Here is a 23,109-nt window from a genome sequence, read left to right as displayed (position 1 = left end):
TGTATAAGAAGAAGGGTTCCCCTAGTTATTAGGGCGATCCGCGGTCGCAGGCGCGGCGATGGGCGGCAAAACGCCTCAAAGTAAGCGTTTACTGAACATTCAGTGCTTTCATCCCTCGTGGGATCAGCATCTTGCCACTCCTTAATCCGATAAATTGATGTCAAATTGGTGTGCTTAGGAGCTAATCGTATGCTCGGAGTTACCAGCGCTAGGAGCTGATGTCGGTTCCGTTTCCCGCCGAGGAAGATCACTGGGCTGGCTAGGGTGCTCGCTGACAGCATCCAACGTAGTTTTTGATCACGACAGCACTGAAATAGAAACGCAAGCCCTGAGCGCTCTCAGCGCTTTGGATCGATCGCCCACAACGCAACAAAAGCTAAGGGAGGTTTGGATCGTCCAGATGCCGCGGCACCAGAACCCATCCCCTTCGCTGCGCGTGGGAAAACCTAGGACTTCGACATTCTAGAGGTCTGGCGAACGGGCATGAGCGAGGCGCTGAGCCATTCCTCGCCCACTTGCGTGATCGGGCCCATTGTTTGCGACTCAAACCCATCAAGCAGATCCAGCTGTTGCTGGTCTCCATTTTTTCACACCCGAATTGTCCCTTCGACTCACGCTCTGGCCGACCACAACAGAGCCAATAACTATGGCTGCTCCTATTGACTGAGTGAGGCTAAGCGTTTGCCCCAAGTATACCCAGCCGAGCACGACAGCTGAAACAGGACTCATCATGCCGAGCATCGAGACTGCACTGGGCTCCAGACGTGCTATACCCCGGAACCAAAGAGCATAAGTAGCTGCAGCACCAATCAAGCCAAGCCAAATAAGGCCGGCGACATTTGTCGCGCTGAGCGCAGGTAGAGGCGGCTCAAGGAACAGTGCAACTGGCAGCAGTATCGAACCACCGGCTGTTAATTGCCACGCTGTGAAACTAAGCGCCGAGACCGGAGGTTGCCATTTCCGGCTGAGAACAGTGCCAGCAGCCATTGACGCGGCTCCTCCCAAACCCGCTGCTATACCGATCCAATCAAGTTGTGCTTCTGGTCCGATAAGCAGCAGGGAAACACCCATTACGCCAGTCGCGGCGGCGCCGAGTGCACCAAGTCGGATTGGGGTTCCCAGCCATCCCCACGCCATCAAAATCACGATCATTGCTTGCAACGATCCCAGGGTGGCGGCCACACCACCGGGTAACCTATACGCAGCAACGAAGAGGAGCACCCAGAACAGAGCGAAATTGAGGCTGCCTAAGACGAAAGTTCGACCGAGCCATTCGCGTGGTGGAACGCAGCGCGTCACTGCAAGCAACAACAAGCCAGCAGGCAGAGCTCGTAACGCAGCCAGGGTAATAGGATAGCCTGCCGGGAGCGCTTCCGTAGTTACCAGATAAGTGCTTCCCCATACCGCTGGGGCGAGTGAAGTGAGCAGAATATCGGTTGAGCGTGACATGGTATGTCTCCCGGCTGAGGCGTTGGAAAAGTTGAGTGAGACGTCAGAGGCGCGCGGGTTACGCTGCTTCCGCTTGGAGGTTTGATCCAGCGAGGCACGCTGTAATCCTTGCAACATGCGCGCCCTGGAAACGCGCTCCGGCCAGGTCAGTTTCGGTAGGCGTGCGGGAACCATCAGCACCGGCGATCGTTCCGGCACCATATGGTGCGCCGCCAATGATTTCTTCTGATGTAGTCTGGCCAGCAAATGTGTAGGGCATTCCGGCAATCAGCATCCCAAAGTGTTGAAGCGGGACTTGCGTTGTCAGAAGGGTGGCCTCATGCCCGCCATGTTGCGAACCTGTTGATGCAAAGACCGCTCCGACCTTACCAACCAGTGCATTCCTGGCCCAAAGCCCTCCGGCCTGATCCAGGAAGGACTTCATTTGGCCAGCCATCATGCCAAATCGGGTCGGTGTTCCTAAAATTATTGCATGATAGTTTTCCAGATCTGTCGGCAAGGCGACAGGCGTATCATCGACGACATAGCCGGCCTGCTGGCGGACTTCTTCAGGGACAGTTTCGGGCACGCGCCGGACGTCAACCTCGGTGCCGGGAACACTTCTGGCACCTTCGGCCTCGGCACCGGCCAATGCGCGGACGTGGCCATAGCTTGAATAGTAGAGAACGAGAATACGTGACATAGGATACCTCTCAGGGCTGCGACTTGTTCCCTGAGAGAATGGAATTTGTTGCGCCGCCAATTAAGTCGCGCTCTTTGACATCACTCTTTACCTGTATTGAATAATGTCAGGACCTGAGAGCCAGGCGCAGATGATCAAGAAAGGCTGTAACCTTTGCGTCCATTCCCAAGCGAGATGCTGTAACGGCGAATACTTCCGGCGCGGGCAGTTCGTGGTCAGGAAGAACTCGCGCCAAGGCCCCGCTGGCTTCGGGAGCGTCAGAGACGAACTCGGGCAGTGTTCCGATACCTTGCCCCGCTATCAGCAGATCTCGCAAAACGAGGCTGTTGCCGACCCGCACGCGCGGATCAAGCTCTAATGTTGTGACACCTTCGGCGGCCGAGAGCTTCCAGCTCGACAAATGATCAGCAAGCAAAAAGCCGATGATCGCGTGATTTTTTAGATCCGCCGGCTGGGTCGGTGTCCCGCATCGCTCCAAGTAGTCAGGAGACGCAAATATTCTCTGCCGCATCACGCCAATCCGTCGGGCAACAAGTGCCGAATCCGGCATCGCGGCACGGATGCGTATCGACAGATCGAACCCGCCCTCGACCATATCGATCACCTTGTCGTCCATCGAAAGCGTAAATCGCAGATCAGGATAGGTTTCCAAGAACTCTGGAAGCATCGGTGCGATAACGGTTTGGCCGAAGGAACTTGACGCATTCACCCGAAGGTGCCCACGCATCGCTTTTGAGCCTTCCCTGATGGTCTGTTCCGTTTTTTCGACCGCGTCGAGAATTCCAATTGCATCTTGGTAATAGAGACTGCCGGTGTCCGTCAGTGACATGGATCGCGTCGTTCTGGTGAGAAGAACGGTTCCCAGGCTCTCTTCCAGAAGCTTGATTTCTCTACTGAGAAGCGCAGGAGAAACACCAAGGTCTTCCGCCGCACGGGCAAAGCTACCGCGTTCAACGATACGGCGAAAAGCTTGCATGACTGACAGTTTGTCCAAGTTATGACCCTTCGAAAAAGCTGCTTATGACGTGATACGCGATAGATCGGATCTAAATCATGCCCAAATTCACATTCTTTAAGTTTGAGCTGATCTAATTCAGTTCTGTTTGGGGAGCATCCATCACACCTGTGAACTGGAGCTCGGGAACAGTTCTCGGTTCTGAGAGCTCCTCCCTACAATCTCCCCATCACCAGCCTCTCTATTAGACAACCAGCTTTTAGGGCTGACCTAGCACTACTTTGTATATCAAGGCACAGTCAGCCTCTACGCGGTGCAGCTCACTATTCACGACTATTCCCCCACAATTAGCAATCGTCGGTTTCTCTGCTTCGGAGACGCTCAATACACTGCCTGGCTTAGACCTGTGCTTATGCACTGTATGAGGTTTTGTCTCTGGAGCGCTGTGCTCTGGCCTGAGTTGCGTCCGTCTTCTTCTGTGTGTCAGGTGTTAGATGGCCTGTGTTTCGTCGCTGCGCGCGCTTTTCTGGCCTGTGTTGGGATATGTAGATTCCGGAGAGCCATGTTTTATTGGGTTTGTTTCGATCAAAGGTTTACATTTTTCTGGAAAAAACCTGATTTCGGTCCGGATTTGTCAACTTAATGTAAACTTAGTGTAAACCTTTTGGCCCGAAATCGGCTGTTTTGAGGGGTGAAAGGTTTACATTCCGTCCATCCCGGCCGTCGCGATGTAAACCTTTGTCAACTTTATGCAACCTCTGAGGTTGCGCGGGATCCGGCGAGGCAAGGCGGACCAGCCATTCCTCGTCGCTATCTCGAGAAACCTTTCCATTTTTCTTTGTGAGGTCGACAAAGGCGACGCAAGAGATGCACCCGGCGCAATGTGGGCTTGGGGTCGCTGTCGTTACTCACTTCGCGCAAGAAGCGTAACCAGGCGCGCTCGTTAGGGGTTAGATCGTTCTGGCCTTCCATAATGCCTACCTCTCAAAGATTGCCCTGATCTCGGCACGGGCTCTACTGGTAATCCGCGGAACGTCGTTTTTGGATGCGTCACGGATCTCTTGCAGCCAACCAAGCTCGTTCGCCGTGACCGGGGTGCCGAACACCTCAACAATGGCCAAGGCCGCCGTGTCGCCAGCAGACTGCTCCAAGGCCAGGCGCATCAAAAATGCCGGATCGCAATCCAGAGCGCGCGCCATACTGGGCACACGATCCAACGCCAGCTTTGACGTGCCTTGCTTGATCATTGTCACCATATTCGGGTTCGGAAAGCCTGCCTCGCTGGCTATCTGCGACTGGGATTTTTGGGGCTTCAGTTCAAGCACCCGGCGGTCAACATACCTCGCCAGCCGGGTGTCAACATAAGGTTTCATAGTCATCGCTACCTTCTCAGATGTGACGCAGCATGCGCTGCACGTCTTCTCTATAGCGACGATGAGAATGGGAACGAGTGGCGGGATGGAACTAAGATGATTGGAGCGCTCGGGCCGCTCGGACCGCTCGGACCGGGCAAATCCTGATACACCATCATATCGATGTTGAGGCTTCCGGTCCGGGTGGTCCAAGTCGAAACCGGAACGCGTCTGTTTGGTGCGCACCGGTTCCAATATCGTCCTTCAACTTCCCTCAGTGCTAACAAGTGCCGAAGCCCTGACTGCATATACGTTAGGGCGGCCAGACACCTTGCGGCTCATCTTGAACTGCAACCCATCCCCCTTTTGCGTCTTCAGAAGGCCGGCGGCTTTGTGGATGCGCGCAATTTCAACCGCATCGCCGTTTTGATGGATCCGACGCCAACACTCAGGTGTGACGTAGAACCAGTCCTGATCCCGCCAGCCGTCAAGATTCTCACCGATTCCAGTGCCGACCACTGCAAAACGCTCCAGGTTTTTCAATACATAGGACTGGGTCCGCTCCACAGCTTCGTTGATCTCGGCACGGGTGGCACCATCGCGCGCATCGAGCCAGCCCTGGAAGAGCTCGAACGCAGCCGACTGCGCCGCGCCGCAGGGCCAGCCGGTGAGCCCAAATTTCGTCGCAGTCTCGCCAGCAAGCGCAGCAATAGCGAACCGCCCCATAACGCGCTGGACCTGACCGTCGGGTGGAAGATCAGCCTTATTCCCCCACAAGTGACAGAAACCATCAAAAACTCGCTGAAGCTTGTCGTGCTGGTTCAGACTTTCCATGAGTTTCATGACGAACACAGGGCCGGCCACAGCATGGTTCTCGCGCGCCGCTCGCTGCATTTGCTCAGCAAATGCCCGTCCGTCTGTCGCGCCGTGCAAACAGTCAAAGGCACCATGCTGTCGGGCATCGGCCGCGAGGTCGATGAGACGGATGTCCTGACCGGCATACATGGTGCGACCACCACTCGCCATATGCTCCTCAAGAGAAAGCTCCCCACTCGAGAGAACTGGCACTGACCAGCGCTTGGTCTGCTGGGCTTTGCCGTTGGAACCCATGCGCATCTTTCCGCGACCATTGGCAAGCATATAGACGATCTCTCCCGCTACACGCGGCTCCACCTGGTGGAGCTCGTCAAGCACCAGCAAGCTGTCGTTGCAGGCCGCAGCAATCCCTTCGATCCCGTTGTCAGTGCCGCGCCAGCTCTGCACCAAGGACGGTGCCCCCCAAACCGAAGCAGCCACCCCCAGCAGCGTAGATTTTCCGCGAGAGGAGGCGCCACGCAGGTGGTAGCCGCCGCCGTCGCGCCCCAGCACCGACAGGAGCGGCCCGGTGAATGCATGAGACAGCGCCAGAATCATCAGCGGGTTACTGATGCAGGGCTCTGCCACAGCCGCTCGCCAGGTTTCCAGGCTGCCCCTTGCATGCATCGCGGCGGCGACATCATCCGAAACGGTATCGGTAACCACAAGTCCTTCGCCAAGCACTCGGCCATCCCCCAGTGTGAAGGCGCTGAAGCTACTATCAGCCCATCCCAGCCGATCCGAGCGCAGATACCGTGCCGCCGGCCTCCAGGTCGCTAACAGCTCTGACACGCCCTGCACTGCCTTCTCTACGGGCGCCAATTCCAACCCACGATCGAACAAGGGACTCAGTGCCGCGGCGGATTTCTTCGAAACATCCCGAGCTTCAAGGATCACCTCATTCCAATTCCCGTCCGGATCCTCGATCGACACGACGCGACCCCAGCCACCCATTTTCGGCCACCGGCACATCCCTTTGACAATCAACGGTGAGCAAATCCGCACCGGCACCAGGTCGTCATCCTCCCCCGGCCGCAACTGGTAGATGCCATCAGCGTTCAGTGAGAAATTACTCGGCATACCGTCGGGAGTCACCTCAATGATTGCGCCCGGTTTAGCACTTGCCGACGACCCTGCACGCGAGGGAAAATGCACGACGTTTTCAATGTAGGAGTCGGCACTGAAAGGGGTGTTCTGATCGGTCATTGTGAAGTCTCTTTTGGACAAGAAGGGGCGATCGCCGCGACAGTAGCCGCGCCGTCATAGGGCACCGCGCCCCGCTGAGGTTCGGGGCTGGTTTATGATGATGGAAAGGAGCCGGTTGTCAGCTTGCCAAGAGGGCGCTCGGATCGAAATCCAGGCTACAGATGAGACCACACGCGAGCTGGCCTTCCCACTCCTCGATATCGGCAAGACGCCAACGGGTGGTAGTCCCACCCAACTTCACAGGCGCAGGGAAGTCGCCCTTGCGCTTCCAACGCCAAATCGAGTCCTTGGATACGCCAAAACGATGCGCAACCTGGTCAACAGAAAGGTAGAGGGTATTCGCGGGGGCAGTCACAATCGCAGATCTCCAGTTTAGGCATACAAATTTTACCCGCTTCGGACAGTTCAACTGGTCCGGCAGAGGCAACTCGGGTGCATGTTGTTGTATGGTTTGCGTATAGCAGATTTTTTCCCGATCCGCATGAGAATTCGAGAGAATTCTGTGCGAATTCGGTTTTTCCATACTTGGAGGTCGGCATTGCGTCCGGCATCGCAACCGATACGAAACATCGTCGAAGAAGCAGAACGGCCCAACAGAATGAGAACCACGTCAGTCTAAGAATCGACGGAACAGCAAAACGTTGCTTTTTGTTGCAATCAATAGAAGTATCTTTGGTGGCAATTATGATGGCAAGAAATTACTTTAAGCCATCAAACATATATAAATCAATAAGTTATACGGTTTTATGGCGGAGACGAAGGGATTCGAACCCTCGAGACCCTTCCGGGCCTACTCCCTTAGCAGGGGAGCGCCTTCGACCACTCGGCCACGTCTCCGCCGACGGGTATATCCGTGCAAGCAACGGAAATACAAGGTCAATTCCGCAGTGTTTGGTTTTTTTTACAGATCCATCCGAACTCTTTGAAATAGAACGGAATCGCACCGGTTTGCATCCACCATTGGTACGAACTGGTTCACTTTCTTCCGGACTGATGCAGTTCGCAATGTCTTTAGAATCGCGGGCCTTGCCTGTGGCATCTGGCCTGGTTTGCGAGAATCTGAGACGTGGCAAGTCTACAGCGGCGTTCAAGTGCTCGGTTGGCTTTGCAACGTGAGACCGGGTCACGGTTTTTTGCGTGATAGCGTTCTGTACGCCGGCGTGAAGCTGGCAACTTATTGAAAAAAAGTAGAAAACACATTCCCTTTTTGGAAGTCACGATCCGGTAACGCCGTGATGCGATTCGTTCTGGTGTCGATGAGGAGAACATCATGTCGCAACATACCGTTCCGTCTGAACCATGGCAGAACCCTTATGAAGCCCATCAAAAGGTAGGCCGGGGTCGAAGCCGTTTGAGTGTGTTGGCGCGTTCCTCTCAGGAGGTTTTCAAGGATCACAACGGTGAATCGGACCTTTTTGAAGGAACATGGCCCACGAATTTCTCGAAGGGGTTGCGTCATGACGTAAACGGAATTGTCGACGCGCAGGTCTATACCGAGTTTCTGGAAGAAGTGGCTGATCCGACCTGCACCGACAATTTTGGCAATCGGTTGGCGTTGTTCGACATGCCAGCCTACTCCGGGCCCTTCCGCACCGCGCCATCAGAGGGTGGTGAATTTAGGTGGCGTGCGTGGGAAGGGCCAATCCTGGGCCACCGGCTTGGTCTCAACGGATGTGACGCCGGGGGTTTGGGTATTGCCCCCGCGCCCCGGCTTGGCTCGGATGAGCTGGCGGCGGAGATGGCCGAGATCTACGCGATGGCCATTCTGCGGGATGTACCGTTCGAATCCATCAGGGATGGTGTCGGTGATGCGGCCAACGTGGCTGGTGCCCTTGGTCAGTTGGAATGGTTCCGGCGCGATGGCAGCCCTCGGGACGCCGATGGCGCTGAGATTGGAAAGGTTTCGGCGGCGCGGCGGGTTCGGGATGGTGGCGGCCTGACCCCTCAAACCCTGTTTCGTGGTTGCTCGCAGGGCTGTGCGCAGGGGCCGTATCTGTCGCAGTTCCTGGTACAAGGCCACGATCCACTGACAGCAGATCAAGCGCGCCGGCAGAAGCATAAGCTGACGCTGGCAATGGCCGCCGGGCCTGTTCCCTTCGGCGCTTTGAGGATCGACCAGAAGATCTTGCCGCAGGCGGCGGGCGTGGACTATCTGCGGGATTGGGCTGAGTGGCTGGACGTTCAGAACGGGGCGGACACGACGGCCGAACAAGCCTTTGAGAGCGACGGAACGAAATTCATTGAAACACCGCGCGACCTTGCCTCTTACGTGCATTTTGACAGAATTTATCAGACTTTTTTCAATGCCTGCCTGCTGATGCTTGGACAGGGCACTCCGACAGACGAAGGTCTGCCTGAGGATGGATATGCCGGTGTGCGTGATCCTGGCTCTACCTGGGGCGGCGCGCATGTTTTGTCCCTGCTGACGGAAGCCGGGGCACGGGCCCTGAGGGCCGCGAAACGTCAGACGTTTCAGGTGCACAATCGTGCCCGGCCTGAAAAGCTGGGCAGTGTGACGAGTTTGATGGCAAACGGTCACGGCGCAACTCTTGGCGCGGCCGAGTCATTTGCCGCGGCTCATCTGAGAAAACTCGAAGCTGCGGCAAGCGAAGGTTTCAGTCTTATGGATGCAATCGCCGCCTCGCCTTCGGTGAAGAGGTTTGCGCATAACGCCATTTCCCATAAGGGCCTGCCGCAAAATGACCGTAACTTGCTGCTGCCGGTTGCTTATCCCGAAGGCTCGCCAATGCACCCGTCTTATGGGGCGGCTCATGGTGCCGTTGCCGGGGCATGCGTCACTGTGCTCAAAGCTTTCTTCAGAACGCACGCTTTGGATGGATCACGGGTATCTTTGGCTGCGGCTGGTCTGCCTCGGGTCCTTGTGCCAGCTGCGGGGGGTAAGACCCTGAACAACTCGACCCGACCGGAAGACAGTGCAGACTGCCTGACGCTAAATGGCGAGTTAAACAAGCTCGCTGCGAATATTGCACTTGGGCGCAACTTGGCGGGCGTTCATTTCTACAGCGATTATTTCGACAGTATCCGGATGGGTGAGCGTATCGCGGTCGGAATACTGGCAGAGCATATGGCAAAATCACCGGCGTCATCGAAAGTGTCGCTTGAGACTTTTGACGGCGATCATCTCAGCATCTTGGGTAATCGGTCTTCTGGCAGTGAAATCCACGTTGCCAATAGTTCGCCTGAGTTGTGGTGGACCCGCCATCTGCCAGAGCAGGCAGGTTGGGGCGGATGAGGTTTCAGATTTTTTCGGAGGGAGTTTTTTCATGATGCTTCCGTGCCCGTCAACGATGATGATCTCTCGAACCAGGCTGGAACTGCCGTGGCAATTATTGATGGCAGATCAGCCCTGCATTTCAGATACGGATCGGTGTTCGGTGATGGCTGTTTTTCAATCGCCAGGTTGCGCCGATAGGGGGGTGAGTGAAGCTGCCCTGTCGGATTGGAACTCGAGAATTGAAGGGATGTTCGATGGCAATGGAGTGAGCCCGTTCTTGGTCATGGACCCAGACGACATCTTCGACGGTCAGATATCGACGGGGTTCAAATGGTCTGCCAACCCGCGCGAACCCCGGGATTGTCTGGGCGAGGAGCTGGCCGCCAGTCTTTCGGATCAGGGATGGGCAAGCCGGGCTGAACTGCACAATGAATTTTTAGAATATGTGCTGATTTTACGTCCCGATTCCGACGGCAAAATGCGGCCGAAGCGCTTTGTCGCCACGACCGAACTGATGGAGTGGTGGAGAACCATGGCAGTGTTCGATCTGAATCACTTCCTTTCGGTCGTCGAAACCGTATCCAGATGTTCATATTCCTGCGAAGAGCTGTTCGAGGTTTCGCGAGCAGATTGGTGCGAGATGGATGTGCCTCAACGCATCGCTCGTTTTCACAAAAGACTGGTGGGAACAGATTTTGCCCATCCACCAGAGCATCCGTTGAATATCGAACATGCTTTGTTCATGACCACAGAGACAAACAGCCTGAGCGACCTGATCGCCACAATGCATCTTTCCTCATTCCCCTATGTTGTCGGCCATGGCGAAAGCAGAAGGCCCGCGCGGCTTTGTGAGGTGTTACATTTTGCCAACCGACAGGATCTGTATTGTCGCCATGCGGGATCTGGTTTGGCGGGTGAAGCCCTTGATCTGGCCTTCTCCATGGGCGCGGCGACACCGACAGGGCGTGCGATGGCATTCGTGAATCCTCTGGGGCTTTATTTTCGGGCGTTTCACATTTCCGAACTCTTCGTGGATGCGGTGAATGTGCCGACAGATTGGGTGCGTTATCCGCGCGGTGAAGCTGGAATGCCCATGCGCCTTGAGTTCGGGCCGGGCGACGATGATCCCCGGTTTCTGGACGATATCACCATGGGAACAGGGCCAACCGCACGGCCTGTGTCGGGTTACGCGCTTGCCAGCCTGATCGAAGTTGGCCCCTTGATAACAGTAGCGGCCAAACCACGCGCGATCACAAGGGTCGAATTTGTTGAAGTCCCGCCTGTTGATCCAGGCGACATCGTTTGTGGGCTTCCAGAAACCAAACGATGCAAACAGATTTCTGAATTTGCGGACCGGACCGAAACCGAGGTCTTTGGCAACGTAGCGCTAACTCGCCAATTCAGTCACTGACAAAGGTTTCAAACCGGCACGGCTTTGACCACGGGCAAAGGTATTTCCGGCGCCGTCATATCGAATATGGCAATCGGACGCCCGGCAGCGTTGGCCGCCGCTGTCAATACAGCCATTAGCGTCGGGCCGGGGCTTTGCCAGGCATCCACATCGAAAGAGGATGCCGGAGTTGGCGGGCGATCGGTTTGCGCGCCGCGATACAGTCGGAACAAGCGTGCCTGTTCCTCATTCATCGCGTCATCTGTCACGCCGGTGTGGTCAAGCGTCACCATATTGCGCCAGGACACAACCGCCTCGCATGCCGCGTGCCAGACACCTGTCGCTAGATCGGCGGAAAAAGCCGTTCCATAGGTTGGCCGCCCGCCATCCGCATCGGCGCAGACCGCACGCAGTAGCAAGCCGACCGCCGGAACCACGCGAAGGTGAACGCTCAGATTGCGCAGGTAGGTGTTCAGCCAGCGGGTCAGATCGCGCGGCAGCGCTGTTTCGGGCAACACCTGGTCGAACCCACGTGGTCCAAGCGCGTGTTCCAGACATTCGAGCGAGGCCCATAGCGCAGCGGCCTCATGCGTTGGTCCCGCTGCGCCCCCCTTCGACGTGATCTGCCCGTCGCTGCCCGGCGCACCCAGAGCAAGGGCATCACGTGGCAGAAAATGCGTGGCACCGTCCGATGAAATCAGGCTCTCGCGGGTTTCAGGCGAATCCGCGCTGTATTGCAGCGCATAACGTTCGATCGCTTCGAAACCCGAAAGCCGTGCGGCTTCGTTCCGGTTACGCGCAGTGCCGAAGGACACGCGATGTTTCATTGCGCCAGCGGGTGGCACTGTTCCGTTTCGCAAATTGATCATGCGAAAGGCGGTGTGGATCGGAGCACCTTTGGGAAATTCAGCAAAAGAAGGTCTGGAAATAAGCCCTGCGTTTTCGGCCAGTTCAATCAGCGCGTCGGTCATTTTTGTTTCCGGATAGGTATGTAACGGGTTATACAAATGGTTGTGGTTGTTAAGAAAGGACTTTTAGTATGGCTCGTTTGACTATTAATCCGAAATACACACTTAAGGATCTTGGGTGTGAAGTTTTGAACGCCGCCCGGAGCAACGCGCTGGGGTCGCCAGAAGATCGCGATGCGTCTGAGCAGAAGATACATGACATCCTTTCGGATGTCGGTAATCCTGCGGTGGAGTTCGTCTATGATTCCAAGGACAGGGTTCACATTGTCATCCCCGATCTGAGCGAAAAAGAGCCAGACCCAAATCCCGATCACCAGTCATGGTGCTGCAAGCTGGCCTATGAAGCGATGGGTGGCATTGTCGTTTATGGCTGTGGTTCCTGACCGCAGTGTCTGAACTTGCCTGAGGAGTTTATTTGAGTAAGGCAAAAACCAAGATATTCCTGACCGGTCCGTTTCAGGTGATTTGCGACGACGGCCAGGATGCAACACCACGCGGCACCAAGGCGAAAGCGCTTCTCGCCTTGGTGTTGTTATCTAAAAATGCTGTTCGCAGCAGGGCCTGGCTGCAAGACAAGCTTTGGAGCAAAAGCTCACCCGCACAGGGTGCGGCATCGTTGCGCAAGGAACTTAGTATCCTGACCAAGCATCTGGCCGGGTTCGGTCTGGGGTTTCTGGACATCGGGCGCGAGAATGTCTCCATCGACCTGAAAGCGCTTGAAATTGATTTGTTTGATGAACCGCTTCAACCGGATCGCGCCGAGCTTCTGGAAGGGTTGGATGTTGCAGACCCGGAATTTGAAGACTGGTTGGCCGTTGAACGGCAAGCTTATTGGGATGTTGGTTTTGATGAAAACGCGCCCGTTCCGGTTGGCGCGCGCTTTCCATCCCATTGGGGGCGCCAGAGACCAGCAATTGTTGTCGAGCCGTTTGAAGTAATTGGTGACGATAACAACATCAACGTGGCGGCGGCCTCGATCCGGGACGAATTGCTTTTCCTTTTGGGCACGTTGTCGGATGTCATTGAATTGCGCGATGCGCGAAGACAGGAAGGGCCTGTCGACGGTTATATGCTAAGCGGCAGCGTGGTAGGGGCCGAAGGGCTGCGCGTGGCAGCACAATTGACGTCAACTGTGGATCAGGTGTGCCTGTGGACCGAACGTTTCCGGTTTCGGGAAAAGGATACGTTTGACGCCGTTGAAGAAATCGCAATGAAAGTTGTCGAAGCGCTTCAGTTGCGGCTGCGGGATGGTCACTGGTCCGATATCTGGTCAGCACACGCTACATCCACCGAAGTTTGGACGGCATTTCAGAATGGCCGCATTCAGGAAAGCCTTACGACCAAGGACGGCCTGTTTCGTGCCATCCGCCAGTATGAGGTCTGTTTGCAGCGCGATCCGGACTATCTGCCTGCGCGGATCGCTGTCGGTTTCTGCCGCCTGGACCTGATCCGGTTGGGCATGGAAGATTCGCCGGAACAAACGCTGGCTCTGGTCGAGGCCGACTGCGCCATCATGCGTGAAAAACACCCGGCGGATCCCTATTGTGCCGCGCTCGAAGCGTTTACCCAAAATGTTGCTGGCCATACTGCCAAGGCTTGCCAGCTGATGCGCAAGGTTCTTGAGCGGTTCCACAGCAGCCCCGAATTGCTGGGCTATTATGGTGTCTTGTTGATGTATGACGACCGGCTTGAGGACGGAATAGCCACGTATCGGCAAGCTCTTGCGTTAACTCCGCACCCGCCGATCTGGATCGAGGCGAACTTGTCAATGACCCTTGCCCTCTCGGAAGACAAGGCAGCATGGCAGCACGCGCATAATGTCTTGCGAGTGGACCCCGGCAGCGTGCGGGCGCGGGTCGTGTTATGCATGTTGTCCGCTGCGGCAGGCAACCAGTCACTGGCACGTCGGCACGCCCGTCGCATCCTGGAATTGCAGCCCGGATTTACGGCCGAGCGCTGGGCCTGGCCCGGCTGTTTCAAAAACAGAAAATACTATGACGAAGGCGCGCGACTGTTGGCCGAAGCTGGTCTTTGATGGCGTTTATTTGTCTTCCAGCACTTTACGGGCGACGCGGAAACACTCCAATGCTTGCGGAACGCCGCAATAAATCCCGACCACGTGGATGATGGCGCGTATTTCTTCTTTGGTGACCCCGTTGGTGATGGCGCCGCGGCAGTGGATTTCCCATTCATGCATCTTTCCTAAAGCGCCGATCATGGACAGGTTCATCATCGATCGCGTTTTTGCGTCGATCACGTCATCCCCCCAGCCAAAACCCCAGCACCAGGCGGTCATGGCTTCCTGAAACGGGCGGGTGAAATCGTCAGCTGCTGCAAGGTTCTTTTCCACATAGTCCGCGCCCAGTGTATTCTTCCGTTGTTCCAACCCTTTCAGGAACAGGTCTTCGTCAAATAAGTCGGCCATTGCGGGTCTCCGGTTTGTCAGCGTGTCAGGTGGTGGTTGTATGCGGGATCGTAGTGCGAAATTATCCAGTGGCACATCTGTTTTAACCGGTGTGGCTGGTCCATTATCTCGATATACCTACGTGGCTTTAGGCCAGGACCGGTCGACTTCGCAAAGGTGCCATTCCTTGGGCATCAGCGTGGTTGATCTATCCGCTCAAGGGCAGGGCAAACAGGTTATGTCTGCCTGGGGCGGGTTTCATTCCACGGCCTCGCGCATCCATTGTTGCAACTTCGCGATTGAGTGTTCAGACATCACACCGCAACCCGGATCCAGCACCAGCGGGCCGGGGCGGTAACCGCGCGATCTGAGGCCGCGATGCACGGATTCCACAAGCCGGATGTCTTCTTCGACCGTTGTTTCCCTGTCTTGAACGGCCAGTTGCAGGATCACCGCGCTTTCCGAACCACCTTCGGTGTACCAACCGCGCCAGACGGTGCAGTGATCCGTGTCACTTGCGCGCCAGTGATATGTGTTCAGCACATTGCCCGGGTAGCACTGGAACGAAAACATAGGCCACAGGAACCACGATTGGTATTCGCCCGCATGAGGCACCGACAAGTCGATAGGGTAAGTCATCTTGTCGAGACTTTGACATTCGGTCGTGTGGCGCAGCACGAAACCGCCGCCTGCATCGGGTTGGATGTCGTAGGTTTCGGGCTTGACGACACCTTCAGCAAAAGTCGGGTGGTTGGTCGGGCAGTGATAGCATTCCGAATAATTCTCGACGCTGACCTTCCAGTTGCAGTGTTCAGGGATCTCGACCCATTCCAGCGGCTCAAGCTCGTCGATATGTGGGACAAATGTACGGATTTCCTGCCGCACTCCGGGATACCAGTCATCCATCGGGGCTGCGTTTTCGTCGAGATTGACGAAGATGAACCCATTGAAGATTTCGGTCCGGACCGCCGTCAGGCAGATTGCACTGCGGTCAAATCCGGGGACGGATTTGATATTTGGACCCGCGCGCAGCTGGCCGGACAACTCGTAAGTCCACGCGTGGTAAGGGCAGACGACGACGCGGGTGTTTCCTGCGCCCGAGACCATTTCGTGCGCGCGGTGCTGGCAGACGTTATAGAAAGTGCGAATTTCGCCATCGCGTCCGCGAATGCAGAACAGGTTTTGCCCGGCGATCTCAAAAGCAAAGTAATCCCCTGTTTCCCGAACCTGCGCGACATGGCCTGCGAACTGCCATGTTCGGGCCAAAAGCCCCTGTATCTCCTTCTCGAAAATGGCGGGATCCGTATAGTAGCGCGCGTCCAGTGAATGGGTCAGGGGTACATTCATTCGGGTTCCTCCGCATAGATGCCAAGCTGATGGCGGCGACGATGGAAACGTTCGACCCGTTCGACGATCTCGTCGCTGGATACCGCGATCACGAAAGACAGCAGCGTTTCCAGCAGCGCGATGGTCGAAACGGATGATGGGAAAAACTGCGGCGTATCTGCTGCGACGACAAACCCGTGATGGGCGTTCCGGATCACAGGGCTGGCCGGGCTGTCTGAGATACCTATGACAGTCAGGCCCTGCTGACGTGCCAGTTTGACCGCCTCGATCACTTCGGTTCGGTAGGGATGACAGGTGATCGCAATCAGCACGTCCTGTTCATCCGCCCATGCAAGATCGTCTACCGGGGTTGAACCGGGGCGGGGGATTGCATGAAACTGCTTCATCCCGGTCGAAGCCAGATAGGTAAAGTTGCGCGCGTTGGAATTGTTGACGCCCACGCCGAGTGTGAAAATCTGGCGACAATTCCAGATGACTTCGGCAGCAGATTTCAGGCGGTTCGCGTCGATCCCTGCAAATGTTTCCTCGATATTCCGGATCGCGGCGCCGATCATATCGGCATACAGGCCGCCCAATTCACCGGATTTGCCGATGTCCTGAAGCCATCTGGCACGGTCTGGAAACGACACGCGCCCTTTTCGGATCGCGTCGCGAAAGGGTTCGCGAAAATCTTCGTACCCTTCAAACCCCACTTGCCGTGCCATGCGCACGAATGTGTTGGGTTTGACCTTTGCCGCCTCGGCAATTTCGCGCACGGTTGAGACCCCTACATCCGTAGGGTTCTCCAGAACGTAACGCGCGGCTTTCTGCGCCTCAGGGGTCAGGGCGTCCCACTCTTCGGTCAGGCGGTCCAGAACAGTTGATGATACATTTGTGTCATTCATGATTGACGATGGTACAAATGTGGAATTAGCCTGTCGAGCAGAAAAGCGACTCGGGAAGAGGAAAAATCATGTCCGGGAATGAACTGCCGTCACACGCACGCGTGGTCATCGTCGGAGGCGGCGTCATGGGCGTTGGTCTGGCCTACCATCTGGCCCATGAAGGCTGGGGCGAAGAGACTGTTCTGCTGGAAAAGGCCGAGCTGACCAGCGGCAGTACATGGCATGCGGCAGGGCAGATTACGCATTCAACCTCAAGCTTTGGTCTGGGCAAATGCGTCGATTACAACATCAGTTTGTATTCCGGCCTGCTTGAGGCCGAGACAGGTCAGCCTGTCACATGGCATGGCTGCGGCTCGTTCCGTCTCGCATATACCGAGGATGAGATGGATTGGCTGCGCCATACCCTGTCGGTGGGCCGGTCGCTGGGTTTCAATATCGAACTTGTCGGTCCCGAGAAGGTGGCTGAACTGCATCCGTTTTATAACCTCGAAGGTGTTCTGGGCGCGCTGCATACACCGGATGACGGGCATGTGGACCCGACCAATGTGACCATGGCGATGGCAGCCGGGGCACGCCAGAAGGGCGTGCGCATCTTCCGCAGCTGCCGGGCGACGAACATCACGCAGGGCGCAAACGGCGAATGGATTGTTGAGACCGAACAGGGCACCATCATCTGTGAGCATGTGGTGAACGCGGGCGGCACCTACGCGCGCCAGATGGGCGAATGGTCCGGGCTGCAACTGCCCATGACGTCAATGACGCACCATTATTTCGTGACTGAGCCAGTGCCCGAATTCCAGAACTTGGACAAGGAACTGCCGGTGATCCGCGATGACCGCAAAGTCTCGGGCTATATCCGGATGGAGCAGCAGCGCGGCCTGATCGGAATATACGAGAAAGAGAATCCGAACTCGGTCTGGCATGATCATTGCCCTTGGGAGTACGAGAACTGGTTGTTCGACGCGGATTATGACCGGGTAATGCCATGGCTTGAGGAAAGTCTGAACCGGATGCCGATTTTTTCCGAACTGGGCATTCAACGTGATGTGCATGGGGCGATATCACATCCGCCGGACGGCAACCCCTTGATCGGTCCTGCGCCGGGTGTGCGAAATTACTGGTGCTGTTGCGGGACGCAGATCGGCATCGGCTGGGGGCCGGGTCTGACCCGTGAACTGGCCCGCTGGATGGTGCATGGGGCTGCCGATATCTCGATGCGGGATTTCGATCCGCGCCGCTTTGGCAGCTATGCCAGCAAAGACTGGCAGGTGATCAAGGCCGAGGAAGATTATTGCTTACGTCACGAAATCCCGTTTCCACACTTCAATCGACTTGCAGGGCGTCCGATCAAGCCGTCGCCACTGTATGAGTTGTTGAAATCAAAAGGCGCGGTACATGAAGAGGTCTATGGCTTCGAACGCCCCCGCTGGTTCGCCCGCGATGGCGTGGAACAACGCGATCACTATTCCTTCCGCCGCACTCCTGCCGACGATATGGTCGCGACCGAGGTCAAAGCCGTGCGGGAACGTGTCGGGATCATGGATGTCACTGCCTTCACCAAAGTCGAAGTATCGGGGCCCGATGCTTATACTCTGCTGGATCGGTTGACTGCTAACAGGATGCCGCAAAAGGTTGGCTCGATCACACTGACCCATATGCTGAACCGCCGTGGCCGGATTGAGTTGGAGACTACGATTGTCCGCATGGCCGAAGACCGCTTCTATCTGGTCTGTGCTGCGTTCTTCGAACAGCGTTTGCTTGATCATTTGGCGCATCAGCGCAAGGGTGAAGATGTGCAGATCACCGCGCTGTCTTCTGATTGGTCTGCCTTGTCGCTGAACGGCCCCAGATCACGCGAAGTTCTGGCGCGCTGTACGGATACCGATCTGAGCAATGCCGGGTTCCGCTGGCTGTCGGCGCAAGAGGTCACGATTGCCGGTCATAAACTCTGGGCGTTTCGCATGTCTTATGCGGGTGAACTGGGTTGGGAGCTGCATATGCCCAACGCCGCCTGCCTTGATGTCTACAATGCGCTATGGGCTGCGGGCGAGGCGTATGGCATCGCAGACTATGGCAGTTTCGCCATGAACGTGATGCGGATGGAGAAGGGCTTCAAAGGGGCAGGTGAGCTGACCAACGAGGTCACGCTGGCCGAAGCTGACGCGCTGCGCTTTGCCCGTACGGGCAAGGACTACCTGGGCAGGGACAAGACGCTGAACGCCGATTTGCCATGGATATGTGCCTATCTGCAAATCGAGCCGGATGGCGAAATTGACGGCCATGGAGGCGAGGCGGTGATGCTGGACGGGCGTGTCATAGGCTCGACGGCTTCGGTCGCGTTCGGTCACACGGTCGGTAAGATATTGGCCTTTGCATACATCAAACCCGAAGCAGCAAAAGCGGGAACCGAATTGGAGGTCGTGATTCACGGCAAGCCGCGTCCGGCCCGAGTACTGGATAAGCCCGCCTACGATCCAGACAGCCTGCTGCCCCGCATAGACGCAGTAGTGGAGACCGCCTGATGAACCTGCCCACCACAATGAAAGCCATGGTCACGATGGGCCATGGAGGTTTAGAGCAGATAGTTTGGCACGATAACTGGCCGCGTCCTGAACCTGCGGAGGGTGAAGTGCTGATCAAGGTTGCGGCATGTGGGCTGAACAATACGGACGTCAACACGCGGTCGGGTTGGTACTCTAAGACGGTCTCAGCCGCAACGACCGGTGGTGCGTTTGAAGAGGTTGGCGAAGAAGATCCCACCTGGGGCGGTAATCCGATCACCTTTCCGCGAATTCAAGGGGCCGATATCTGCGGGCATATCGTTTCCGTCGGCGACGGTGTTGACCGGGGGCGTATTGGTGAGCGTGTTATCACGGATGGCTGGCTGCGCGACCCGGTGGAACCCGACAATATGGACAAGACTGGTTATTTCGGCTCGGAACGGGATGGTGGTTTTGCCGAATACGCGACAACTCTGGCGGTGAATGCTGTGGCAATCACCTCGAACCTGACGGATGCTGAACTGGCAACTTTTTCCTGCTCTTACTCCACCGCCGAAGGCATGTTGACCCGTGCCAATGTGACCGGCGAGGATACGGTTTTGGTTCCAGGTGCTTCCGGCGGTGTGGGCGGTGCGCTTGTGCAACTGGCCAAACGGCGCGGCGCACGGGTGATCGCGATGGCATCCGAATCCAAACACGCGGACGTGGCCAGGCTTGGCCCTGACGTCATTCTGCCACGCGCTCCTGCGAACCTGCGCGAGGCGCTGGGCGTAGAAAAGATCAGTGTGGTCGCAGATGTCGTGGGCGGACCATACTGGCCGAACCTGATCGACATATTGGAACGGGGTGGCCGCTATAACTGTTCGGGCGCAATTGCAGGCCCGATCGTCGAACTTGATCTGCGCACATTCTACCTGCGCGACCTGACCTTCACCGGTTCGACCGTCATTGACCCTCAGGTCATGAAGAACCTCGTAACATACATCGAGGCTGGTGAGATCCAGCCAGCGCTTGCCGCGACATACCCGTTGGAGGATCTCCGAGATGCGCAAGCCGCGTTCATTGCGAAAGAGCACGCCGGCAACATCGTGGTGATGCCATGACGCTTGACGATGTTCTTAAAGCTGCCCGGCAAATGCACCATGCGCATCCGGATCTGGCTGCGTTCGCGTCTTGGCCGGGTAATCTGACCCCGACGGGGTTGGATCCCGCACCCATTCCCGCAACGAGACTGGTGGCAGCCTTCGACCTTGTTGAAGACGCGCCAACCCGTGACCTGATCACGGCGGTCAAAGCGACGGCGCATCTGGCACATTGGAAACACACCTACACTGAAGACGAAGTTGGTGCGGATTTCCTGAACCGATACGGCTATTATGAGCTGTTCGGTCCAACCGGACATTTTCACTCGACCCTGCTGCGCGGCTACATCGCGTATTGGGGGGCTGGCCTGAATTACGATTGGCACAGCCATCAGGCCGAAGAACTCTACCTCGTTCTTGGCGGAGGTGCGTTGTTCAAGGTCGATGGGGTCGAAACTTATATTGGTGCCAATCAAACGCGCTTGCACGCAAGTTGGCAAAGTCATGCCATGGTCACCACAGATCAGCCGATCCTGACCTATGTCCTGTGGCGCGGTGAAGGCATGGGTGACTTGCCCCGGATGGATATCGCATGAAGATCAAAGCTATCACTGTATATAACATCGATCTCCCGCTTGAGCATCCATATTGGTTGTCTGGTGGGCGGCTGAAATTCGAAACCCTTGACGCGACACTCGTGAAAATCGAGACCGATGCGGGGTTTGTTGGCTGGGGTGAAGGGACCCCATGGGGCCATACCTATGTGCCCGCGCATGGACCGGGTATCCGCGCTGGAATTGAAACGATGGCGCCGTTCATTCTGGGCCTGGATCCGCGACGGGTTTTGGAGGTGGAACGGGCGATGGATCTTGCCTTGCCCGGGCACCTTTATGCCAAAAGCCCAATTGATATGGCCTGCTGGGATATCGCGGGTCAGGCGGCGGGCGTGCCGATTGCCGATCTGATGGGGGGTGGATCGCGGACACCGCGCCCGATTGCGTCCTCGGTCGGGGCGAAAACCGTCGACGAAACGCGCGCGGTCATAGAGCGTTATCGCCAGCGGGGCTACATCGCCCATTCCGTAAAGATCGGCGGTGACGTTGAACGGGACATCGCGCGTGTTCGCGATGTCGAGAGTATTCGGCGACCCGGCGAGATCGTTCTTTATGATGTCAATCGAGGCTGGACGCGTCAGCAAGCGTTGCGTGTGATGAGCACCTGCGCGGAACTTAATGTCATGTTCGAACAACCTTGTGAGACGCTGGATGACATTGCTGCAATCTCGGGGCTTCATTCGTCGCCCGTTTCAGTGGACGAAAGCCTTGTGACTTTGCAGGATGCGGCCCTTATCGCCCGCGATGGTCTGACTCAGATTTTCGGGATCAAGTTGAACCGCGTCGGCGGGCTGACCAAGGCTGCGCGCATTCGGGATATCGCATTGGCCCATGGGATAGACATGTTCGTAATGGCCACTGGCGGTACGGTTCTGGCCGATACCGAAGCATTGCATCTGGCCGCGACCATCCCGGATAACAACTGCCTTGCAGTATGGGCCTGTCAGGACATGATCACGGTCGATATTGCCGGGGGGCGTGGGCCTCGGAATGTTGATGGCCACTTGCACCTGCCAGAAGAGCCTGGACTTGGCGTTCATCCGGATGAAAGCACATTAGGTGATCCAGTGGGAGTATACGCTTGAAAATCAACAAGATAACGCTCTGGTCTGTCGATCTGACAAGTCACGAAACGTACCACATGGCTGACGGCAAGACTTGTGCCACTGTGAAATCCCATATTCTGAGCCTTGAAACGGATACCGGTCACAGGGGATGGGGTGAGGTCTGCCCGATCCCGCATTACCTGCCGGCCTATGCGGATGGGGTGCCGGGAGCCATTGCTGAGATGGGGCCTGAAATCCTCGGGATCACTCCTTTTGGTATAGACGCCCCAATGCGCAAGCTGGACGGGCTATTGCAAGGGCATCAATACGCGAAATCAATCGTCGATATCGCGCTTTGGGACCTGTTCGGTCAGGCGGCAGGGTTGCCGGTTTATGCGGTGTTGGGTGGGCGAACGCAGGCAAATATGCCACTCTATCATTCAATTACTTGCATTGCACCGGACGAGATGGCGCGCATTGCCAAATCCGCTTTTCAAACCGGCATCCGCCAGTTTCAGGTCAAGCTGGGCGTCGAGGGAGATTGGCAGGCGGATGCCGAACGGTTGATCAAAGTGCGCGAAGCCGTGGGAACCGGGCCGTTGGTATATGGTGACTGGAATTGTGGGGCATCGCGCTTGCAGGCGACCCGAACCGGGCGTGCGGTGGCACATCTGGACGTGATGTTGGAACAGCCCGGCAAAACGCTGGAAGACTGTGCCGCTGTCCGTCAGGCTACCGGTCTTCCGATGAAAATCGACGAGAGTGCCTTTGATCTTGCCTCGCTTATGCGTGCGCATGAACTGGGGTGCATGGATGCAGTGGCGCTGAAACTTTCGAAATTCGGCGGATTGTCGGCAATGCGTCGTGCTCGGGATCTGACCGTGCATCTGGGCGCCGAGATATGCGCGGAATGCACATGGGGGTCTGGTATTATTACTGCGGCTTCACTTCACTTTGCGGCGTCAACGCCGAAAGGTTCTCTGATGAACACGTGCGACTTGTCTTCTTACGTGGCCCCACATCTGTGTCCTGATGCACCAATTCGTGAAAACGGCCGGATTGCTCCGCCCGAAGGTCCGGGTTTAGGTGTTGTGCCGGACCTCGATATTCTCGGCACCCCAATTATGGAGATCGACTGA

General features: G+C 56.5%; 19 protein-coding genes and 1 tRNA gene. 9 read left to right on the top strand and 11 right to left on the bottom strand.

All coding sequences use genetic code 11. The features are described from left to right. Positions 1-552: 552 nt before the first annotated feature. The 7 genes from AC2FNC_RS04580 to AC2FNC_RS04550 all read right to left on the bottom strand — a co-directional run bounded on the left by AC2FNC_RS04580 (position 553) and on the right by AC2FNC_RS04550 (position 7,336). A complete protein-coding gene (locus tag AC2FNC_RS04580) occupies positions 553-1,449 on the bottom strand; it encodes an EamA family transporter (RefSeq protein ID WP_496714716.1) in 897 nt (298 codons plus the stop codon). 58 nt (positions 1,450-1,507) lie between these two features. Further along, on the bottom strand, positions 1,508-2,131 hold the full coding sequence (gene wrbA, locus AC2FNC_RS04575) for an NAD(P)H:quinone oxidoreductase (RefSeq protein WP_496714715.1): 624 nt from the start codon (positions 2,129-2,131) through the stop codon (positions 1,508-1,510). Positions 2,132-2,237: 106 nt separating this feature from the next. After that, a complete protein-coding gene (locus AC2FNC_RS04570; RefSeq protein ID WP_496714714.1) occupies positions 2,238-3,125 on the bottom strand; it encodes a LysR family transcriptional regulator in 888 nt (295 codons plus the stop codon). 938 nt (positions 3,126-4,063) lie between these two features. Continuing rightward, positions 4,064-4,465, bottom strand: coding sequence for an XRE family transcriptional regulator (locus AC2FNC_RS04565; protein ID WP_496714713.1), 402 nt, complete (start codon positions 4,463-4,465; stop codon positions 4,064-4,066). A gap of 237 nt (positions 4,466-4,702) precedes the next feature. Next, the gene (locus tag AC2FNC_RS04560; RefSeq protein WP_496714712.1) at positions 4,703-6,499 is read right to left on the bottom strand and encodes a DUF927 domain-containing protein; all 1,797 of its coding nucleotides are present in this window, start codon (positions 6,497-6,499) and stop codon (positions 4,703-4,705) included. A gap of 118 nt (positions 6,500-6,617) precedes the next feature. Continuing rightward, the gene (locus AC2FNC_RS04555; protein ID WP_496714711.1) at positions 6,618-7,022 is read right to left on the bottom strand and encodes a helix-turn-helix transcriptional regulator; all 405 of its coding nucleotides are present in this window, start codon (positions 7,020-7,022) and stop codon (positions 6,618-6,620) included. Positions 7,023-7,246: 224 nt separating this feature from the next. Further along, a tRNA-Ser gene (locus AC2FNC_RS04550) sits at positions 7,247-7,336 on the bottom strand. A gap of 433 nt (positions 7,337-7,769) precedes the next feature. On the opposite strand from AC2FNC_RS04550, the gene AC2FNC_RS04545 reads away from it, so the two are divergent. Both AC2FNC_RS04545 and AC2FNC_RS04540 read left to right on the top strand, forming a co-directional pair. Further along, positions 7,770-9,752 (top strand): phosphatase PAP2 family protein, encoded by a 1,983-nt coding sequence (locus AC2FNC_RS04545; protein WP_496714710.1) that lies wholly within the window; start codon positions 7,770-7,772, stop codon positions 9,750-9,752. A gap of 184 nt (positions 9,753-9,936) precedes the next feature. Continuing rightward, a complete protein-coding gene (locus AC2FNC_RS04540) occupies positions 9,937-11,145 on the top strand; it encodes a DUF8225 domain-containing protein (RefSeq protein ID WP_496714709.1) in 1,209 nt (402 codons plus the stop codon). Positions 11,146-11,153: 8 nt separating this feature from the next. Here the strand turns inward: AC2FNC_RS04540 and AC2FNC_RS04535 are convergent, their stop codons facing one another. Then, positions 11,154-12,095 (bottom strand): YcaO-like family protein, encoded by a 942-nt coding sequence (locus tag AC2FNC_RS04535; RefSeq protein ID WP_496714708.1) that lies wholly within the window; start codon positions 12,093-12,095, stop codon positions 11,154-11,156. Between the two features lie 68 nt (positions 12,096-12,163). Between AC2FNC_RS04535 and AC2FNC_RS04530 the strand changes: the two genes are divergently transcribed. Together AC2FNC_RS04530 and AC2FNC_RS04525 are read left to right on the top strand one after the other, a co-directional pair. Further along, entirely contained in the window at positions 12,164-12,475 is a 312-nt protein-coding gene (locus tag AC2FNC_RS04530; RefSeq protein WP_496714707.1) for a hypothetical protein, read from the top strand. 32 nt (positions 12,476-12,507) lie between these two features. Next, positions 12,508-14,127 (top strand): hypothetical protein, encoded by a 1,620-nt coding sequence (locus AC2FNC_RS04525; RefSeq protein WP_496714706.1) that lies wholly within the window; start codon positions 12,508-12,510, stop codon positions 14,125-14,127. A gap of 6 nt (positions 14,128-14,133) precedes the next feature. Here AC2FNC_RS04525 and AC2FNC_RS04520 read toward each other — a convergent pair whose 3' ends face one another. The 3 genes from AC2FNC_RS04520 to AC2FNC_RS04510 form a co-directional block, all read right to left on the bottom strand. Further along, positions 14,134-14,517: a carboxymuconolactone decarboxylase family protein gene (locus AC2FNC_RS04520; RefSeq protein ID WP_480604617.1), complete on the bottom strand. Its 384-nt coding sequence runs from the start codon at positions 14,515-14,517 to the stop codon at positions 14,134-14,136. 237 nt (positions 14,518-14,754) lie between these two features. Beyond that, the gene (locus tag AC2FNC_RS04515; RefSeq protein WP_496714705.1) at positions 14,755-15,843 is read right to left on the bottom strand and encodes an aromatic ring-hydroxylating oxygenase subunit alpha; all 1,089 of its coding nucleotides are present in this window, start codon (positions 15,841-15,843) and stop codon (positions 14,755-14,757) included. Then, entirely contained in the window at positions 15,840-16,727 is an 888-nt protein-coding gene (locus AC2FNC_RS04510; RefSeq protein WP_480518298.1) for a MurR/RpiR family transcriptional regulator, read from the bottom strand. Before AC2FNC_RS04510 ends, AC2FNC_RS04515 begins: the two co-directional genes overlap by 4 nt. 68 nt (positions 16,728-16,795) lie before the next feature. Here AC2FNC_RS04510 and AC2FNC_RS04505 point away from each other — a divergent pair, with 68 nt between their 5' ends. The 5 genes from AC2FNC_RS04505 to AC2FNC_RS04485 are packed head-to-tail and all read left to right on the top strand — an operon-like array spanning position 16,796 to position 23,109. Then, the gene (locus AC2FNC_RS04505; RefSeq protein WP_480604622.1) at positions 16,796-19,249 is read left to right on the top strand and encodes an FAD-dependent oxidoreductase; all 2,454 of its coding nucleotides are present in this window, start codon (positions 16,796-16,798) and stop codon (positions 19,247-19,249) included. After that, a complete protein-coding gene (locus tag AC2FNC_RS04500) occupies positions 19,249-20,331 on the top strand; it encodes an alcohol dehydrogenase family protein (protein ID WP_496714704.1) in 1,083 nt (360 codons plus the stop codon). Before AC2FNC_RS04505 ends, AC2FNC_RS04500 begins: the two co-directional genes overlap by 1 nt. Then, positions 20,328-20,906 carry a dimethylsulfonioproprionate lyase family protein gene (locus AC2FNC_RS04495; protein ID WP_496714703.1) on the top strand — a complete coding sequence of 193 codons (579 nt, stop codon included), beginning with the start codon at positions 20,328-20,330 and terminating at the stop codon, positions 20,904-20,906. The genes AC2FNC_RS04500 and AC2FNC_RS04495 overlap by 4 nt, the downstream gene beginning before the upstream one ends. Beyond that, a complete protein-coding gene (locus AC2FNC_RS04490; RefSeq protein WP_496714702.1) occupies positions 20,903-22,009 on the top strand; it encodes a mandelate racemase/muconate lactonizing enzyme family protein in 1,107 nt (368 codons plus the stop codon). The genes AC2FNC_RS04495 and AC2FNC_RS04490 overlap by 4 nt, the downstream gene beginning before the upstream one ends. Beyond that, on the top strand, positions 22,006-23,109 hold the full coding sequence (locus AC2FNC_RS04485; RefSeq protein WP_496714701.1) for a mandelate racemase/muconate lactonizing enzyme family protein: 1,104 nt from the start codon (positions 22,006-22,008) through the stop codon (positions 23,107-23,109). Before AC2FNC_RS04490 ends, AC2FNC_RS04485 begins: the two co-directional genes overlap by 4 nt.

Source organism: Ruegeria sp. BHSA123 (genome assembly GCF_059613425.1).
Note: the sequence above shows the minus strand (reverse complement) of the source record. Positions and strands in the feature narration are given on the sequence as shown.